We start from the raw sequence: 16,330 nt of genomic DNA on the forward strand, positions 1-16,330 counted from the left end.
AAATCTGGCCGCTGGTAGCGCGCAAGCCTACGCCCAGCGCCGACGCTGGTTATAATGCGCGTCATGGAAAAACAGACCGAATTCGTCAACTGGCTGCGTTCCGTCGCGCCCTATGTCCACGCCTTCCGCGGTAAGACCTTCGTGGTCGCCTTCCCGGGTGAGCTGGTCACGGCCGGCGACCTGCAGGTCCTGGCCCAGGACCTCTCGCTGCTGCACGCCCTGGGCATCCGGGTGGTGGTGGTACACGGCTCGCGCCCGCAGGTGGCCGAGCAACTGGCACTGCGCAACGTCGAGGCGCGCTTTCACAATGGCCTGCGCGTCACCGACAGCACCGCCCTGGAATGTGCCAAGGAAGCCGCAGGTGAGCTGCGCCTGGATATCGAGGCCGCCTTCAGCCAGGGCTTGCCCAATACGCCGATGGCGCATTCGGCCATCCGTGTCATCTCCGGCAATTTCGTCACGGCCCGTCCGATGGGCGTCTTCGATGGCGTGGACCTGCAACTGACCGGCGTGGTGCGCAAGATTGCCGCCGACGTGATCCAGCCGATCATGAATGCGGGCGGCATCGTCCTGCTCTCGCCGCTGGGATTCTCGCCCACCGGGGAAGCCTTCAACCTGACCATGGAAGACGTGGCGGTCTCGGCGGCCATCGCGCTGCGCGCCGAAAAGCTGATCTTCCTGTCGGAAACGCCGATGATGAAGGATGCCGCCGGGGCCGAGATTCGCGAACTCTCCTCGCACCAGGCTGAAGCCGTGCTGTCGGCGGGCTTCCTGCCATCGGATGCGGCCTTCTACCTCGCCAGCGTGGTCAAGGCCTGCAATGCGGGCGTCTCGCGTGCCCACATCGTGCCGTTTGCCACCGATGGCTCGGCCCTGCTGGAACTGTTCACCCACGACGGCGTAGGCACCATGGTCACCTACGAAAACCTGGAGAGCCTACGCCAGGCCACCATCGAGGACGTGGGGGGCATCCTGAAACTGATCGAACCGCTGGAAGCCGATGGCACGCTGGTCAAGCGCGGCCGCGAACTGATCGAGCGCGAAATCCACTACTTCTCGGTGATCGAGCACGACAACGTCATCTTCGGTTGCGCCGCCCTCTATCCCTTCCCCGAGGCACGCATGGGCGAGATGGCCTGCCTGACGGTCAACCCGGAAGTGCAAGGCCAGGGCGATGGCGACCGTATCCTGAAGCACATCGAGACCCGCGCCCGCGAAGCCGGACTGACCAAGCTGTTCGTGCTCACCACGCGCACCTCGCACTGGTTCCTCAAGCGCGGCTTCGTGCTGGCAGGCGTGAACGACCTGCCGCAGGACCGCCAGCAGATCTACAACTGGCAACGCAAATCGCAGGTGCTGATCAAGAACCTGTATTGAATTTTTTCGTCAGGACGTGAGCAGGCTCAACCGCTGACCCCCATCGCAGGCCCGCCCGTCCCAGGCATTTCATCTTAACGAACCAAGGAATCGACATGGCACGCATGGTCCACTGCATCAAACTGAACAAGGAAGCCGAAGGCCTGGACTTCCCGCCCTATCCGGGCGAACTGGGCAAGCGCATCTATGAAAGCGTTTCCAAGGAGGCATGGGCCGCCTGGCTGAAGCACCAGACCATGCTGGTCAACGAAAACCGCCTGATGCTGGCCGATGCCCGCGCCCGCAAGTACCTGGCGGCACAGATGGAAAAGCATTTCTTCGGCGAAGGTGCCGATGCGGCTGCCGGTTTCGTACCGCCCAGCGAATAAGCGCGGGGCCGGGCGGCTCGGATGGCTGCCCGCTCGCACAGCGCCGCCCTGGTCCGCCACGGCGGCGATTTTTTTGCCTGCGTGCATCGCATGGGGCCGTATCGCTGAGGCTACAATGCGGCTGGGTCTACCATTCCACCCTCGCATCCGTCTTCCTGCTGGAGTCCATCTTGTCCTTGCGTCATCTGCGCCTTGCCCTCCTCGCCCTCAGCCTGGGCTTGGCCCTCGCGGCCCCGGCTTCCTACGCTGCCACTGCCGCAGCCACCCCGGCCAGCGCCACCACAGCCGCTACCGGTGCGTCCCTGGCGTTGCCGCCTGGTGTGACCGCCGGGCCCAGTGCCGAGGGCATCAGCGAATACCGTTTTGCCAATGGCTTCAAACTGTTGCTGCTGCCGGACGACTCCAAACCCACCGTCACCGTCAACATCACCTACCTGGTCGGCTCGCGTCACGAGAACTATGGCGAGACCGGCATGGCCCACCTGCTGGAACATCTGATGTTCAAGGGATCGCCGCGCTATCCGGCCATTCCGCAGGAGTTCAGCAAGCGCGGCATGAACTTCAACGGCACCACCTGGCTGGACCGCACCAACTACTACGAGACCTTCCAGGCCGGCCAGGACAACCTGCAATGGGCCATCGCCATGGAAGCCGATCGCATGGTCAATTCCAGGATTGCGCGCAAGGACCTCGACAGCGAGATGACCGTGGTGCGCAACGAATTCGAAGCGGGCGAGACCTCCCCCTCGCGGGTGATGTTGAAGCGCATGCAGAGCGTGGCCTATGACTGGCACAGCTATGGCCGCAATACCATCGGTGCGCGCAGCGACATCGAGAATGTCCGCATCGAGAACCTGCAGGCCTTCTATCGCACCTACTACCAGCCAGACAATGCGGTGCTGCTGATCGCCGGCAAGTTCGCGCCGGCCGAGGTGCTGCAATGGGTCAACCAGACGTTTGGCCGCCTGCCCCGCCCCAAGCGCAAGCTGCCGGAATTCTGGACCGTGGAGCCGACCCAGGACGGTGAACGCCAGTTCGCCATCCGCCGGCGTGGCGACCTGCAACTGGTAGCGCTGGGCTACAAGATGCCTTCCGCACTGCACCCGGATGCGACCGCCCTCTCCTTCGCCAGCGACATCCTGGCCGACACGCCCAACGGCCGGCTGCACAAGTCGCTCGTGGAGACCGGACTGGCGACGGCGGTCTATTCGATGCAGCTCAGTGGCTTCGCACCGGGGCTGCAGATGATCGTGGCGCAGCTCAAGGCCGGAGCCGACGTCGAACCCGTCAAGCAGGCCATGATCGCGGCCGTGGAATCCTTCAGCACCACGCCGCCGACAGCCGAGGAAGTGGCGCGCCTGCATCGCGAGAGCGGGAACAACTTCGAGACCCTGCAGAACAATCCGCAACAGATGGCCGTGGCCATGTCCAATGCGATTGCACGTGGTGACTGGCGGCTGGTATTCATCGACCGCGACCTGGAGCAGCGCCTGGGCAGTGCCGACATCGCTGCGGCTGCCGCCAGGTATTTCCGCCGCGACAATCGCACCGTGGGCCTGTACCTGCCGGAGGATCACCCGCAACGCAGCGAGGTCCCCGCCGCGCCCAGCGTGGAGGCACTGCTGGCCCAATACCAGCCGCGCCCGGCCATCGCCTCCGGGGAAGCCTTCGACCCGGCGCCCGGCAACATCGAACAGCGGACCACCCGCATCGCACCGGAACAGCCGCCGCACACCTCGCTGAACCTGGCACTGCTGCCCAAGAAGTCGCGTGGGCAGACGGTATCGGTGAGCATGAACCTGGAATTCGGCGATGCCCAGGGTCTGTTCGGCCAGCGTGCCGTGGCCCAATTGACGGCTGCCATGCTCCTGCGCGGCACGGAGAAACTGGATCGTCGCCAGCTGGCCGATGAATTCACGCGCCTGAAGATCAATGGTAACGTCTATCGCTTCCAGACCACCCGCGACAACCTGGTCCCGGCACTGGCGCTGGCCGGCGAGGTGCTGCGCCATCCGCGCATGGACCCGGCCGAATTCACGCAACTGAAGAATGAAACGCTGGCGGCACTGGAAGCCACCCGCAAGGAACCGGACGCCCGCGCCGCCGAAGCCCTGCAACTGCACTTCGACCACTACCCCAGCGGCGACTGGCGTGCCGCGCAAACGCTGGAGCAGCGCATTGCCGCCGTGCAGGCGGTCACGCTGGAACAGGTCAAGGCCTTCCACCAGCGTTTCTACGGCGCCTCCCATGGCGAGCTGGCCATCGTCGGTGACTTAGACGTCCAGGCCACCCGTGCCGCCATCGACCAGGCCTTCGCCGGCTGGGCCAGCCCGGCCCCCTATGCACGAGTCTTGCACACCTGGGCCGATATCCCTGCCAAGCGTATCGTCATCGATACTCCCGACAAGGAAAACGGCGTCTATCTGGCGCGCCAGAACATCCGCCTGCGCGATGACGATCCCGACTATCCGGCGCTGGCGGTGGCCAATTACCTGCTGGGCGGCTCCAGCCTCAAGTCGCGCCTGGCCGACCGTATCCGCCAGCAGGATGGGTTGTCCTACGGCATCAACAGCGGGCTGCAGGTGGGCGCCATCAGTGATGCGGGCTACTTCAGCGTGCGCGCCATCGCGGCCCCGCAGAACCTGGACAAGGTCGATGCCGCCGTGCGCGAAGAAATCACCCGCCTCATCAAGGACGGCTTCACGGACGAAGAACTGCTGCGCGCCAAGTCCGGCATCCTGCAGCAGCGCAACCAGCAGCGCGCCGGCGATGGCGGCATCGCCACCAGCTGGACGGCGCTGATGAACCTGGACCGTAGCTTCCTGTGGCAGCAGCAGCTGGATTTGAAACTGGCCGACCTGACGCTGGCGCAACTCAATGCGGCGGTACGCAAGTATCTTGATCCGGCGCGCATGACCGTGGTCATTGCGCGGGACGAAGTCAAGGCCAAGGCTGCACAGCACTGACCCACAGCACTGGCAGCAACGAAAATGGCCGTGTCTCGCGACACGGCCATTTTTTCTTGCGTCTTGCAGGAACGCAGAAGCTGCTGCTCGTCCTTCAGAACAGGTGCCTCAGAACGCCAGCTTCTTGACGCCGTCGGCGGTGCCCAGCAAGCAGACATTGGCACCCTGGCGGGCAAACAGACCATTGGTGACCACGCCGACGATATTGTTGATCTTGTCTTCGATATCGGCCGGATCGGTGATGGCCAGGCCCAGCACGTCAATGATGTAGCAACCGTTGTCGGTCACCAGCGGCTGGCCGTCGCCATTCTTGTTCAGGCGCAGACGCGGCTCCCCACCCAGCGCAGCCAGCTTGCGGGCCACCACGGCATGCGACATGGGGATCACCTCCACCGGCAGCGGGAATTTGCCCAGCACGTCGACCAGCTTGGAACCATCGGCGATGCAGACAAACTTCTGCGCCACCGAGGCCACGATCTTTTCGCGGGTCAGCGCTGCACCACCGCCCTTGATCATGGCACCACCGGCATTGATCTCATCGGCGCCATCGATATACACAGGCATGGTCTCGACCTCATTGAGATCGAACACCGTGATGCCGTGCGACCGCAGGCGCTCGGCCGTCGCCTCGGAAGACGCTACCGCGCCCTTGATGCGATGCTTGATCTTGCCCAGTTCATCGATGAAGAAATTGGCGGTGGAGCCGGTACCCACACCGATGATTTCGCCATCGACCACGTAGTCGATGGCGGCCTTGGCCACAGCCAGCTTGAGTTCGTCTTGAGTCATTTTCTTTCGTCCAACGTAAATAAAACCCTGGGATCCGGTTTTCCGGAAGCCCTAAATTCCTATACAACGGGATGATTGCCGCTCAGTGCACATCATCCGGCTTCTCGTCCAGCGTCTCGAACAGCGCGATCTGCAACCGCGAATGCAGCTTGACCAGCTTGCTCCAGAGCAACCACAGCAGCCCGGCTGCGGCTGCCAGCACGAAGGCCAGCAGGTTCAGCGGCGGCAGGATGCTGGCGCTCAACACGAAGATCAGCAGCATGATGCCGACGATGGACATGATGGGCAAGACCTCCGAGACGACCTTGCGCACGCCGGAAGTATACGCTCCCGCGAACTCGGGCTTGACGCTGACCTCGGCCAGCAACATCGACAGGGCCTGCAGCTTGCGATAGGTGGCGATCAGGAATGGCAGGGAAAGCACCAGCGCGCCACCCCAGATAATGGCTTTCTGGACGTCGGAATCCGGCGTCCAGGCCGACAGCTGGCGCGAGAGGCCATCGACGAAGAAGGCACCGCCGATGAAGATGGCGATCACCAGCGCCAGGTTCACCATCACCTGCATCAGGATGCGGCGGATGATGCGCGTGAGTTCGGCGCGGTCGCCGGTCGGTTGCAGGCTTTCCAGCCAGTTGGAGTACATGCCCATCAGCCCGGATACGCGTGCCGGCACCAGCGTGACCGCCTTGGCCGAGAGCGGGTCGGCAGCCTTGATCAGGTAGGGCGTGAGCAATGCGGTCACCGCCGACACCGCCACCACGATGGGATAGAGGAAGTCGCTGGTGACCTTCAGGCTCTGGCCCAGTGCGGCGATGATGAAAGAGAACTCGCCGATCTGCGCCAGGCCCATGCCCACGCGCATCGGCGTACGCCCGCCCTGCCCGGCCACGAAGGTCCCCAGGCCGCAGCTGATGAGCTTGCCGAAGACCACGGCCAGGGTGATGACGGTGATCGGCATCCAGTACTTGACCAGCACGTTGGGATCGAACAGCAGGCCAATGGCCACGAAGAAGATGGCGGAGAACATGTCGCGGATCGGCTCGACCAGGCGTTCGATGCGATGCAGATGGCGCGACTCGGCCATCACCGCCCCCACCAGGAAGGCCCCCAGCGCCACACTGTATTGCAGCTTCATCACCAGCAGGCAGAAGCCGAAGAGGATGCCCAGCACCGCCACCAGCAGCATCTCCTGGCTCTTGAAGCGGGCGATGAAGCTCAGCAGGCGCGGCACCGCGAGGATGCCCACTACCAGCGAAACGGTCATGAACAGCACCAGCTTGCCCACGGTGGTGAAGACTTCGGTGGAATCGACCGAACCACTGGTGGCCACCCCGGAGAGCAAGGCGATCATGCCGATGGCCAGGATGTCTTCCACGATCAGGATGCCGAAGATGATCTGGGCAAACTTCTCGTTCTTCATGCCCAGCTCATTCAGGGCCTTGACGATGATGGTGGTGGAGGACACGGCCAGCATCGCGCCCAGGAAGATGGCGTCCATCCGCTTCCAGCCGAAATACAGGCCGATCTCGTAGCCGATCCAGATCATCAGCAGGATTTCTGCGGCGGCGGCAATGAAGGCGGTGGCCCCGACCTTGGCCAGTTTCTTGAGACTGAACTCCAGCCCCAGCGAGAACAGCAGGAAGATCACGCCCAGCTCCGAGAGGATGTGCACGGTCTTCTCATCCTGGATCAGGTCGTACGGCGGGGTATGCGGGCCGATGATCACGCCCGCGACGATATAGCCCAGCACCACCGGCTGTTTCAACTTGTTGAAGACAACGGTGACGATGCCGGCGATCAGCATGATGATCGCCATGTCCTGGATGAATAACTCGACTTCGTGCATCGTGCGGGTTTTCCTTTCTGTTCTGTGTGACGGAAGTGGTGGCTTGAGCCCAATCCGGCGGCAAGTCAGGCTGCCAATCCCCTGCGGCTGCCGGCAACAAAGACGGCAGGTCAGGCAATGCGGCGCCCTGCAGACTCAGGCCGCAGACGGTGGATGATAGGGATTGCTGGGTATTGCCGAGTGGCCGGCCTGGCGTGCGCCGACGCTGGATGCTGATCTGTGTCCGCTCTTGCTGCCTGTGACCGCGATGCCACCTTGGCGAGGATGCAGCGGCGGGCGGCCATCTTCAACGCACACCACTGGATATCCCGAAAATAACACAACTGACAACCGCCACGCAATGCAAACTACGTGCCAGCCCGATGGCAAGACGCGCTCTACAGGACGAAGAAGGGGAATGGTGAAACTAAGTAAACTTAGTAAATGCGAGGCCAGGATGCTATGAAGACGGCTCGCCAGGCCTAATGAAACGCCGATACACGCACACTCCGGCAGGCCAGATCAGCCTGGCACGCGCACCTGCACCTCGGCCGCCTTCTCATCGAAACTGATGCGAGTGGTGAATTTGGCGCGCTTCATCGGGAAGCGCGACTGGAAGTGACGCACGTTGCCGGAGCCAGAGATCACACGTCTGACGAACTGATAGTAGGCATCCATGTCGATCACATGCACCGCCAGGAAGTAATCATATTCGCCAGAGACGAAGTAGCACTGCATGACCTCGGCCTCCTTGGCCATGCGCTGCTCGAAGTCCTGCATGTGCTGGTCCGACTGGTTGTTCAGCGAGATTTCGAGGAAGGCCAGCATGCCGTAGCCGAGCGCAAAAGGATCGACCATCGCCACCTCGGCGCTGATGATGCCGGCCTCGCGCAGGTCGCGGATGCGGCGCAGGCAGGTGGGTTGCGAGATGTGCAGTTTTTCCGCCAGTACGCGCGTGGAAATCTGGTTGTCCTTCTGCAGCATGTTGAGCAGTTTGCGATCCACCTTATCGAGCGTATGAAGTTTGGCAGGCATGGGACAAATATGAGGATGATTTACAGGTAGGCCGCTCAAAAAAAACTTGGCTTAGCCGATTCTTATGTTGTACCGTCTGCATTATTCAGAAAGTCGGGGACGAAAGCAAAGCGGGACGCCAGGTCACCGCAACAGGGATCTGAATAAAGCTGTGTAGTGAGACAAAACATTAAAAGTGGTCAATCCAATCTACAGAGGAAATCTATGAAACTCAAGAGCGCCATTATTCCATTAACTGCTGCTATCGGTCTGGCATTCGCAGGCGCCGCGCATGCCCAGGAAGTGGTCAAGATCGCTCACGTCGGCCCGCTGTCCGGTCCTAACGCCCACATGGGCAAGGATAACGAGAACGGCGCCCGCATGGCAGTCGAAGAATTGAACGCCAAGGGCTTCACCATCGGCGGCAAGAAGGTCAAGTTCGAACTGGTCGGTGAAGACGACGCGTCGGACCCCAAGCAAGCGACTGCAGTGGCCACCAAGCTGGTCGACCAGAAGGTCGCTGCGGTGATCGGCCACCTCAATTCCGGCACCACCATCCCGGCATCCAAGATCTACAGCGACGCCGGCATTCCGCAGGTCTCGCCGTCGGCCACCAACCCCAAGTACACGCAACAAGGCTTCAAGACCACCTTCCGCGTGGTAGCCAACGATGCGCAACTGGGCGCAGCACTGGGCAAGTATGCGGTGCAGAAGCTGGGTACCAAGCATATCGCCGTGATCGACGACCGTACCGCCTACGGTCAGGGCGTGGCTGAAGAATTTGCCAAGGGCGCCAAGGCTGCCGGTGGCACCATCGTCGGCACCCAGTTCACCAACGACAAGGCCACCGACTTCAACGCCATCCTGACCTCGCTCAAGGGCAAGAAGCCGGACGTGGTCTTCTTCGGCGGCATGGATGCGGTCGGTGGTCCGATGCTGCGTCAGATGAAGCAGCTGGGTATCAACGCCAAGTTCATGGGTGGCGACGGTATCTGTACCGGCTCCCTGCCCAGCCTGGCCGGTGATGGCCTGGGCGAAGACCAGGTGGTCTGCGCCGAAGCAGGTGGCGTGGATGATTCCGGCAAGAAGGGCATGGATGATTTCCGCGCGGCCTACAAGAAGAAGTTCGGCATCGACGTCGTCTATAACGCCGCCTATGCCTACGACGCCACCATGACCGTGGCTGATGCCATGGCCAAGGCCGGCTCCGCCGATCCCAAGAAGTACCTGCCCGAACTGGCCAAGATCAGCCACAAGGGCGTGACCGGTGTGATCGCGTTCGACGCCAAGGGTGACATCAAGGACGGCTCCCTGACCCTGTACACCTACAAGGGTGGTCAACGTACCCTGCTGGCAGTGACCAAGTAAGCCAGATCGCATGCACCGTCCTGCCGCCTGAAGCGCTGATACGGCTGCAGACTGCAGGGCAAAACAGCAGCACGCAATAAGCAACGCCCCCGAAGTACATCGGGGGCGTTGTCCTTCCTGCCGGCGCAAACGCGAACGGCACGTGAGCCGTGGGCGGAAATCGGGTACCGCGCTAGGCCAGTGCCTTTTCCAGCTGCGCCTTGTTCATTCCCGAACGTCCCTTGATGTTGCGCGCCGCCGCCTCGGCATAAAGCTGCTTGAAAGTGCGACCACCACTCCCCTTGTGCGACCGCAGACCGCCCCGGCGCGAGGCGGGCATATCGTGCAGAGAGCTGGCACTGGCAGAACGGGATTCCCCGTGCTGAGCGCGCTCCTTGTTGACCGTACGGGCGGCGATTTCCTCTGCACGGCTGGTACTCGCGCCGCGCTTGAGGACGCCCGACTTGATGTGTTCATACTGACGTTCCCGCTTATTGCTCCATGCTGACTGGGGCATGATGACCTCCTTGACGCTGGCCCGCGAGTAAAGTACCTCGCCGGCGAGTTGAACATGACCGAAGCTGACAACGTCAGGATAGGACCCCGGCCCGCGCACCAGCCATACCACAACGACTGAACCCGCTGTAAGACATCTGGAAGCCAGCCTTCGGTGCGGGCAGATGGTGCCGCAAGGAAACAATTTTCCTTGCCCATATCGCCGCGCCGCCTGCATTGCGCGAGTCATGCCCCCTCTTCTGAGACCGTTCACAGGCAGACAACCTTTCCGCACCTGATCAGTCCAATCGCTCTCAATGACAAGATGAAGGGGAAGAAGCGATGAAACGGATCACGGCAGTATTTGGCGTTGTACACGGCACGATTGCCGTGCTTTTTGCGCTGGGCGCGCTGGCGCTCATCATCATTGCCGCCCGCATGGGCTACGAGGCGGTGGTCGAGGGGATGGGCTTGTCGCAAGCCCAGGCACTGATCGAGGCCATCGGTATCCTGGCGGCCGCGGTCGTCGCCTTCCAGATCGCCGAGACCATCACCGAGGAAGAAGTCGTCCGTGATGCCAACATCAGCGCCCCTACGCGCGTAAGGCGCTTCCTGTCGCGGTTTTTCGTGGTCGTGATCGTCGCCCTGGCCATCGAAGGCCTGGTCATGACCTTCCGCGCGGTACACGAAGAAGCCGCCGACCTGGTCTACGCCGCAGCCCTGTTGGCAGGCACGGGCGTGCTGCTGGCGGCATGGGGATATTTCATTTATTGCAACCGTTCTGCCGAAGAACTGGAGCCGGATGCCATGAAAGAGGCCAAGGAAGAGGATCGGAAGATCGATGGTTGATCCTTGACTCCCCGCCCTAAATAGCCGGTCCTGCCCCTTGGGGCGAAGGGGCGGGAATTTTCCGTGGGGAGTGGAATTGGCAGAAAGAAACCGCTATAATCGCGGACTTTTGCTGATGTAGCTCAGTTGGTAGAGCAACTGATTCGTAATCAGTAGGTCGACGGTTCGATTCCGCCCATCAGCACCATTTATAAGGCTTCCAGGCTAGCGCTTGGAAGCCTTTGTGCTATTGAACCCCTGCTGTGCTATTCGGTCCCAATTGCCAATGCGTTTGGCCGAGCTCGGTGAGTCGTCCGTACCCTTTTCCCATCCCAGTCCTCCTCCGGAGTTTGTCCTACGTGACCGACGGAGACTTTTCGTGATTTTTGGGAAAGCAGCTGATGCCCTTTTCCGCCGGGTGTCCCCATAATCAGCTATGGGTTGCACTAATGCGGCTCAGCTTTCCCCAGGACTCGGTCATGAATGTACAGGCAGGCCGCCGTACGATACTCGTTGTCGAAGACAACGACGATGTGCGCGCGCTCTATTCGGAAGCACTACAAGGCCAAGGCTACAGCGTGTTCGAGGCATCAAATGGATCAATGGGCGTTGCTTGGCTGTTGAGCCGAGATGCAGTGGTGGATGTGATTCTTACAGACCTACGCATGCCCTTTATGGACGGGCTGGAGTTCGCCGAAAACCTAAAAGCTGACGACAGACTGTCTGCAATACCCATAGTGCTTTTAAGTGCTACCCCCATGATCAACTCCTGGTACGCGAGAAAGCACTTTGCCGCTTTGCTGACTAAGCCCTGTCCGTTGAATTTACTGCTCGCGACTATCGACGCGGTCTTATAGAAAAGGCTTACAAACACTCAACGAGCGACTATCCATGGCGAATATCGCCTGCATGGCGGCTCAGTTGACGTACGCCGTTGCGTACGACATTCACGATCCGCCAGCCGAAACACCGATTACAAGCGAAATAGAAGGAGCTCAACTCAGAAATCTCGCAGTCTGAGCTCATCGAAGTTCGCGAACAGAAGGCTAAGCAAATCGCCCTTTCAGGGGCTGAACGATTTCAGGGCGACGGCGATAAATTCGCTTAGTTGTTCGGCTGTCTGCGTGCGCTAGAAGCGCCCTCGCCTGTTCCAGCGTCTCAGCGTCGCTGGCGCACTTAGCGCGCAGATCATGGTCAGTGAAGGCTTGCTTCACTCTGGTTTCCGTCAGGACCCGTGCCATAAATCGTTGCCAAATCGAATCCCAGCTGCTGCAATCGTCCTTCTCTTCGTTGTAGTAACTGGTTCCTTTGCGGGTGCAGAATAGCCAATCTACTTTTTTCGGGCGCAGTGCCAATGCGTGTGTTACCTCCTCCTTCAGCTCAGGCGTCCAGGCATATATGGTCCGTTTTCCTGTTGAATTTTTTACCTTCCGTCGCTGGACGTGAATTCCATCATCCTTGAAGTCTAGGGATGGCCGCAGCCGAAGCAAATCTCCCTTGGAAATACCAGTCAGAAGCTTGATCCTTATATACGTCTGGATCATCGGTATGCCGGACGATCCTCCCGATCCATGTGGCTGAAGCGAGAGGCACTCAACTATCTCCCAATCTTCTACATATCGATCACGCGGCGGACTTGCGGTAAGGCGCATCTGACCAATGAACGGATGACGGTCGATATAGCCCCACTCGACCGCCTTAGTAAAGGCGTGTGAAAGCAGTGCGATAGCTCGACGTGCAGCGACCTTCCTCGATGATTTATCAAGAAATTGATAAATAAGTTGCGGCCGGATGTCAGCGAGGAGAAGCTCACCGAACACCGTGCGAAGTTGGCCAGCGTAGCGGTTCTCATCGAGCTGCTGTTTGGGACTCTTCGTTGGCACGACCTCCAAGGCGTATCGCTCCAAAAGTTCGCCCACTGTCTCAGCGTTACGCTCATATTCCAAATGCAACGCCCAAGTCTTGTAAGCTTCAGGAAGGGTCCCGCCCAATCGGAATTTTTTCTTTCCGTCCCACCGGCCTTCTAGTCCGGGAGGAACCTGATAATAGTATGCACCGTGAGTAAATTGCCAGCGCGCCGGCAAGCCGCGATTCTCCGGATTTCGTTTTCTAGGCATGCCTCAATGCCTCCCAGTTCGGCTCACGAGTGCGTCGTGGACGAGGATTCTGTTCATCCCCCCCAAAGATCCGCTCGACGTGCGCGTGCAAAACCACGAGCGTCCCATCGGCCCGTACTTTGTACTGAATGCCCATTGCATTTAGTTGTCTCTGCTGCGCTTTCGCGCGCTTGCGCTTCGTCAAATCTGTAAGTTCTTTATCATTCAAGAACATTTTATTCTCCAGACGCCACCCAGCGGGAGGACGCCATTGCTGTGGAATTATGCTGCGGACGCTTGAGCCGTCCGCAACTCATCGGCCAGGCTGGCGCTATAGTCGGCCAGATAAAGACGTCTTGATCCGCCGCTTTCGACTGCACGGCGGCGCGAATTTCCCATGTCATCGCTGCAAATAATGTCAACCAGCGGTACTCCGCGGAATTGCCCCGCCAGCTCGTTGTCCAGCTCCACCCATGCGAATTTCTGACCGTTGCCCAGGTGCTGACGGATGACCGACACATAGCCTGCTAACAAGCCGTCATCAGGTGTATTGAACATAATCCGGTCCAGGGTCTGGGGTGGCAGCATGACGAAATCACGCTGTTTCGGCTGCTTGGCGAAATACTTGGCGGCGTAGCCTTCGGTTCGGTAAGACACGTCGGAATTAGCGGTTGCGGTTGCGTTCACTTCTGGTTCTCCTGAATGGCCGTAACAGAGCACACGCCAAAGCGATCGACGGCGGCGGCGATCACGTCGCAGCTATGTGCTGCGATGGCGGTGTAGGAATGGCGTGCGCTGGCAGTGCGCACGACGACACGAAACGCGGTCATGGGGCGTTCCCTTTCGTTGGGTTGGTATTAACTGGAAGTTCGGTCACAGCGATCCGGCCGGCGCGCCAGTCCGCGACCTGGCGCGGCGTTCCATGGCGCGGGGAGCTGTCCGGCACAGCGGCCATCCGCGGCCACGGGCATGCCTTGATGTCGTCCCAGGCGGTGAGCGCGCTGCGCTGTTCGTCGGCTGTCATGTCCGGCACTGGCCCTGCCGGCCTGTCGTCCACCGCTGGCCGGGGCCAGGGGCATGCGCCCAGAGCGAGCCAGGCATGATCGATTTGCGCGGCCTGGTCGGGCTTGAACATTACCGGTGCTGGTGATGTCTTCGGCTCGAAGGACACATCGGCCGCAAAGTCAGGTCCAGCGGGCTGCGTACAGTTATTTACACGAGTCCAAGGGGACCCCGAACCCGCCGATGCGCGGGCGTCGTGCCCTTGAACTGGCGTCCATGTATGCCGAACGGACTTGAACACCACCCCGACCATTTGGCGGCACTGGACGCCGTAGGGCATTACGCGCTCACACTCTTCATAGCGGCCGATGACAGTCTTCGGTTCCTTGGCCAGGGTGACCATCAGATCGTCGCGCTTCACGATGGCGCCGCCTTGAGCGCGCAAATAGCTGGCCCAGCATGCACGCTTCTCGCCCTCGACCTTTTGTACGGCATCCCAAGCGGCGGCCATCGCTGGCGGCGCCTCTTGCACCATGTCTGCCGGCACGCGGCGCAGCTCCCGCCAGACGCTCACAGGAGCGCCGCCCCACTGCTGGAACTGCCGAATGCCCCAACGGGCGGCCCAGGCTTCTACGCGCGCCGATGGCGTCAGTTCATAATCACCGGCCGTGTCAGTGGTCACCACATAGCCTTCTTTGGTCTTGTGATCGGCCACGCCGTCAATGTTCTTGGCCACATACTTGGCGATGTAGCCGGCGGCGCTGCCCTTCGACCAGTCAATGCGCTTTACGTCAAGACGGCGCTTGAATGCACCCGGCTCGCCGCGGTCCACGCGCCAGGCGTAGCGCTTCATCACGCGGATAGCGCGGCCGGCCACGTCCTTGACGTGTGGGGTGGTGTAGCCCGGCAAAGCGCGCACGAACACCAGCATGTGCCAGTGCGGGCAGCCGTCGTGATGCGGTTCAGCAATGCGGAAGCCGTACAGACCGATGCCACGCCGTGCCAGTGCCGAGCGCGCCAGGGCCGTCATCTTGCCCAGGTACTTGTTAGCCGTGCGCGGATCGGAGCCGTCATATTTCGGATTGGGCTTGCCGCTGTGTAGCGTCGCGTGAAAGCGGGACGGGCAAGACCACGTGAGGAACAGGCCTTCATCCTTACACTCCCTCGCAATGGTTTCAAAACCGTTGATTCGCAGCATGAGCTCACCGCGCCGAATGGTTTTGTTGGCGGTGGTCTTCTCGGCCAGCTCTGCAATGCTGAATTCCTGGCCAGCCTCGTTGCGCACCATCGTCGCTTCCAACGCCGCTGCATTGCGCTTGTTCTGCGCCAGGCGCGACAGCACCGCATCATTGCTGGCATAGGGCTCGCCGTGGTAGTGGACATAGCCCAAGCGGATATTCCCGCCCTCGAAGGCACGCCCGACCACCTTGCGCAGTTGCCGGCGCCACCAGCGCGGATCCACTACCCGCGCAATCATCGCGCGCAGGTCATCGTCGTCCACCTCTGGCACGTCAATGCCGTAGTCGCTGCACTCCTGCTCGATGATGTCGCGGGCGTGCGTGTCGGAAATTGCCTTCCAAAGCATCTTTTTGACGTTCTCGGCGGCCTTCTCGGCAGTGGCGCAGATTTCGGCGTCATCTTGGGACAGATCAATTCCGGCAGGCACATACTGGTCAGCGAAGTCACGAACGAAATCGAGGGCGACAGGCTCAAAGATCCGGCGCCAGTGCCATACCGACATGAGCTCAAGCGCCTGGCTAACAACACGGCCGCGCCACTTCAGTGGGATGCGTTCCAGTTCGCTGGCGAACTGAGGCGAATCGAGAAAGGCCTTGTGCTGGCGTCGCGTCTTCGCATCGACTTTTCTATACTGCATTGAGGGCTCTTTCGTAGGTCGAGATTGCACGCAGCACCGCATGGCGCATGGCCAGGCGTTCGGCTTCGGTAAAGGAGTGAATGGGGGATTCCCAGCGGTCCGGCGGGAGGCCCGCCAGTGCCAGGATGTGCCGACGCACCGGCTTGGCAGTGGCCGCCCAGGAATAGGCGACGCCGATCTGGTGGTTTGGCCGCTTGCGTGTGCGCAGCAGCATCATGGCCTTCTCCAGCTCAGCTTTTGCAGCCTCATCGCCTGGTGGTGTTGGCACCTGCGCCGCACGCTCGCGCAGCAGATCTGTGGCAGGACGGAATGACGCATGGTCCTTGATACGGGCGCAGCGCATGTTC

16 protein-coding genes and 1 tRNA gene are annotated in these 16,330 nt (G+C 60.9%); 7 read left to right on the forward strand and 10 right to left on the reverse strand.

Annotated features, from left to right (window positions below):
* The first annotated feature begins 63 nt into the window (after positions 1 to 63).
* The 3 genes from argA (at position 64) to HWE04_RS14075 (ending at position 4,711) form a co-directional block, all read left to right on the forward strand.
* Positions 64 to 1,377 (forward strand): amino-acid N-acetyltransferase, encoded by a 1,314-nt coding sequence (argA, locus tag HWE04_RS14065; RefSeq protein WP_102664680.1) that lies wholly within the window; start codon positions 64 to 66, stop codon positions 1,375 to 1,377.
* 95 nt (positions 1,378 to 1,472) lie between these two features.
* On the forward strand, positions 1,473 to 1,745 hold the full coding sequence (locus HWE04_RS14070; RefSeq protein WP_006464383.1) for an oxidative damage protection protein: 273 nt from the start codon (positions 1,473 to 1,475) through the stop codon (positions 1,743 to 1,745).
* Between the two features lie 170 nt (positions 1,746 to 1,915).
* Complete coding sequence (locus HWE04_RS14075; protein WP_241812759.1) at positions 1,916 to 4,711, forward strand: M16 family metallopeptidase; 2,796 nt, start codon at positions 1,916 to 1,918, stop codon at positions 4,709 to 4,711.
* A gap of 108 nt (positions 4,712 to 4,819) precedes the next feature.
* On the opposite strand, the gene rpiA is transcribed toward HWE04_RS14075, so the two are convergent.
* The 3 genes from rpiA to HWE04_RS14090 form a co-directional block, all read right to left on the reverse strand.
* Positions 4,820 to 5,500, reverse strand: a complete 681-nt coding sequence (gene rpiA, locus HWE04_RS14080; RefSeq protein ID WP_241812760.1) for a ribose-5-phosphate isomerase RpiA — start codon at positions 5,498 to 5,500, stop codon at positions 4,820 to 4,822.
* Between the two features lie 82 nt (positions 5,501 to 5,582).
* Entirely contained in the window at positions 5,583 to 7,346 is a 1,764-nt protein-coding gene (locus HWE04_RS14085; protein ID WP_182992722.1) for a cation:proton antiporter, read from the reverse strand.
* Between the two features lie 501 nt (positions 7,347 to 7,847).
* Complete coding sequence (locus tag HWE04_RS14090) at positions 7,848 to 8,360, reverse strand: Lrp/AsnC family transcriptional regulator (protein WP_006464387.1); 513 nt, start codon at positions 8,358 to 8,360, stop codon at positions 7,848 to 7,850.
* A 204-nt stretch (positions 8,361 to 8,564) separates the two neighbouring features.
* Here HWE04_RS14090 and HWE04_RS14095 point away from each other — a divergent pair, with 204 nt between their 5' ends.
* A complete protein-coding gene (locus HWE04_RS14095; RefSeq protein ID WP_006464388.1) occupies positions 8,565 to 9,707 on the forward strand; it encodes a branched-chain amino acid ABC transporter substrate-binding protein in 1,143 nt (380 codons plus the stop codon).
* A 172-nt stretch (positions 9,708 to 9,879) separates the two neighbouring features.
* Here HWE04_RS14095 and HWE04_RS14100 read toward each other — a convergent pair whose 3' ends face one another.
* A complete protein-coding gene (locus HWE04_RS14100; protein WP_077238396.1) occupies positions 9,880 to 10,203 on the reverse strand; it encodes a plasmid stabilization protein in 324 nt (107 codons plus the stop codon).
* Positions 10,204 to 10,523: 320 nt separating this feature from the next.
* Here HWE04_RS14100 and HWE04_RS14105 point away from each other — a divergent pair, with 320 nt between their 5' ends.
* The 3 genes from HWE04_RS14105 (at position 10,524) to HWE04_RS14115 (ending at position 11,866) form a co-directional block, all read left to right on the forward strand.
* The gene (locus HWE04_RS14105) at positions 10,524 to 11,030 is read left to right on the forward strand and encodes a hypothetical protein (RefSeq protein WP_006464390.1); all 507 of its coding nucleotides are present in this window, start codon (positions 10,524 to 10,526) and stop codon (positions 11,028 to 11,030) included.
* Between the two features lie 111 nt (positions 11,031 to 11,141).
* A tRNA-Thr gene (locus tag HWE04_RS14110) sits at positions 11,142 to 11,217 on the forward strand.
* 271 nt (positions 11,218 to 11,488) lie between these two features.
* A complete protein-coding gene (locus tag HWE04_RS14115) occupies positions 11,489 to 11,866 on the forward strand; it encodes a response regulator (RefSeq protein WP_220407317.1) in 378 nt (125 codons plus the stop codon).
* Between the two features lie 189 nt (positions 11,867 to 12,055).
* On the opposite strand, the gene HWE04_RS14120 is transcribed toward HWE04_RS14115, so the two are convergent.
* Genes HWE04_RS14120 through HWE04_RS14145 form a run of 6 tightly spaced genes read right to left on the reverse strand, consistent with a single transcriptional unit; the run spans position 12,056 to position 16,326 of the window.
* Complete coding sequence (locus HWE04_RS14120; protein WP_241812761.1) at positions 12,056 to 13,126, reverse strand: integrase; 1,071 nt, start codon at positions 13,124 to 13,126, stop codon at positions 12,056 to 12,058.
* Entirely contained in the window at positions 13,119 to 13,340 is a 222-nt protein-coding gene (locus HWE04_RS14125; RefSeq protein ID WP_220407318.1) for a DUF4224 domain-containing protein, read from the reverse strand. The genes HWE04_RS14120 and HWE04_RS14125 overlap by 8 nt, the downstream gene beginning before the upstream one ends.
* 47 nt (positions 13,341 to 13,387) lie before the next feature.
* The gene (locus HWE04_RS14130) at positions 13,388 to 13,792 is read right to left on the reverse strand and encodes a hypothetical protein (RefSeq protein ID WP_241812762.1); all 405 of its coding nucleotides are present in this window, start codon (positions 13,790 to 13,792) and stop codon (positions 13,388 to 13,390) included.
* Positions 13,789 to 13,935, reverse strand: a complete 147-nt coding sequence (locus HWE04_RS14135) for a hypothetical protein (RefSeq protein WP_008331387.1) — start codon at positions 13,933 to 13,935, stop codon at positions 13,789 to 13,791. Before HWE04_RS14135 ends, HWE04_RS14130 begins: the two co-directional genes overlap by 4 nt.
* Positions 13,932 to 15,983 carry a replication endonuclease gene (locus tag HWE04_RS14140; RefSeq protein WP_241812763.1) on the reverse strand — a complete coding sequence of 684 codons (2,052 nt, stop codon included), beginning with the start codon at positions 15,981 to 15,983 and terminating at the stop codon, positions 13,932 to 13,934. Before HWE04_RS14140 ends, HWE04_RS14135 begins: the two co-directional genes overlap by 4 nt.
* Entirely contained in the window at positions 15,973 to 16,326 is a 354-nt protein-coding gene (locus HWE04_RS14145) for a hypothetical protein (protein WP_241812764.1), read from the reverse strand. The genes HWE04_RS14140 and HWE04_RS14145 overlap by 11 nt, the downstream gene beginning before the upstream one ends.
* Positions 16,327 to 16,330 lie beyond the last annotated feature (4 nt).

It is taken from the genome of Herbaspirillum sp. C7C2, from assembly GCF_022627865.1.
Classification (GTDB): domain Bacteria; phylum Pseudomonadota; class Gammaproteobacteria; order Burkholderiales; family Burkholderiaceae_D; genus Herbaspirillum; species Herbaspirillum frisingense.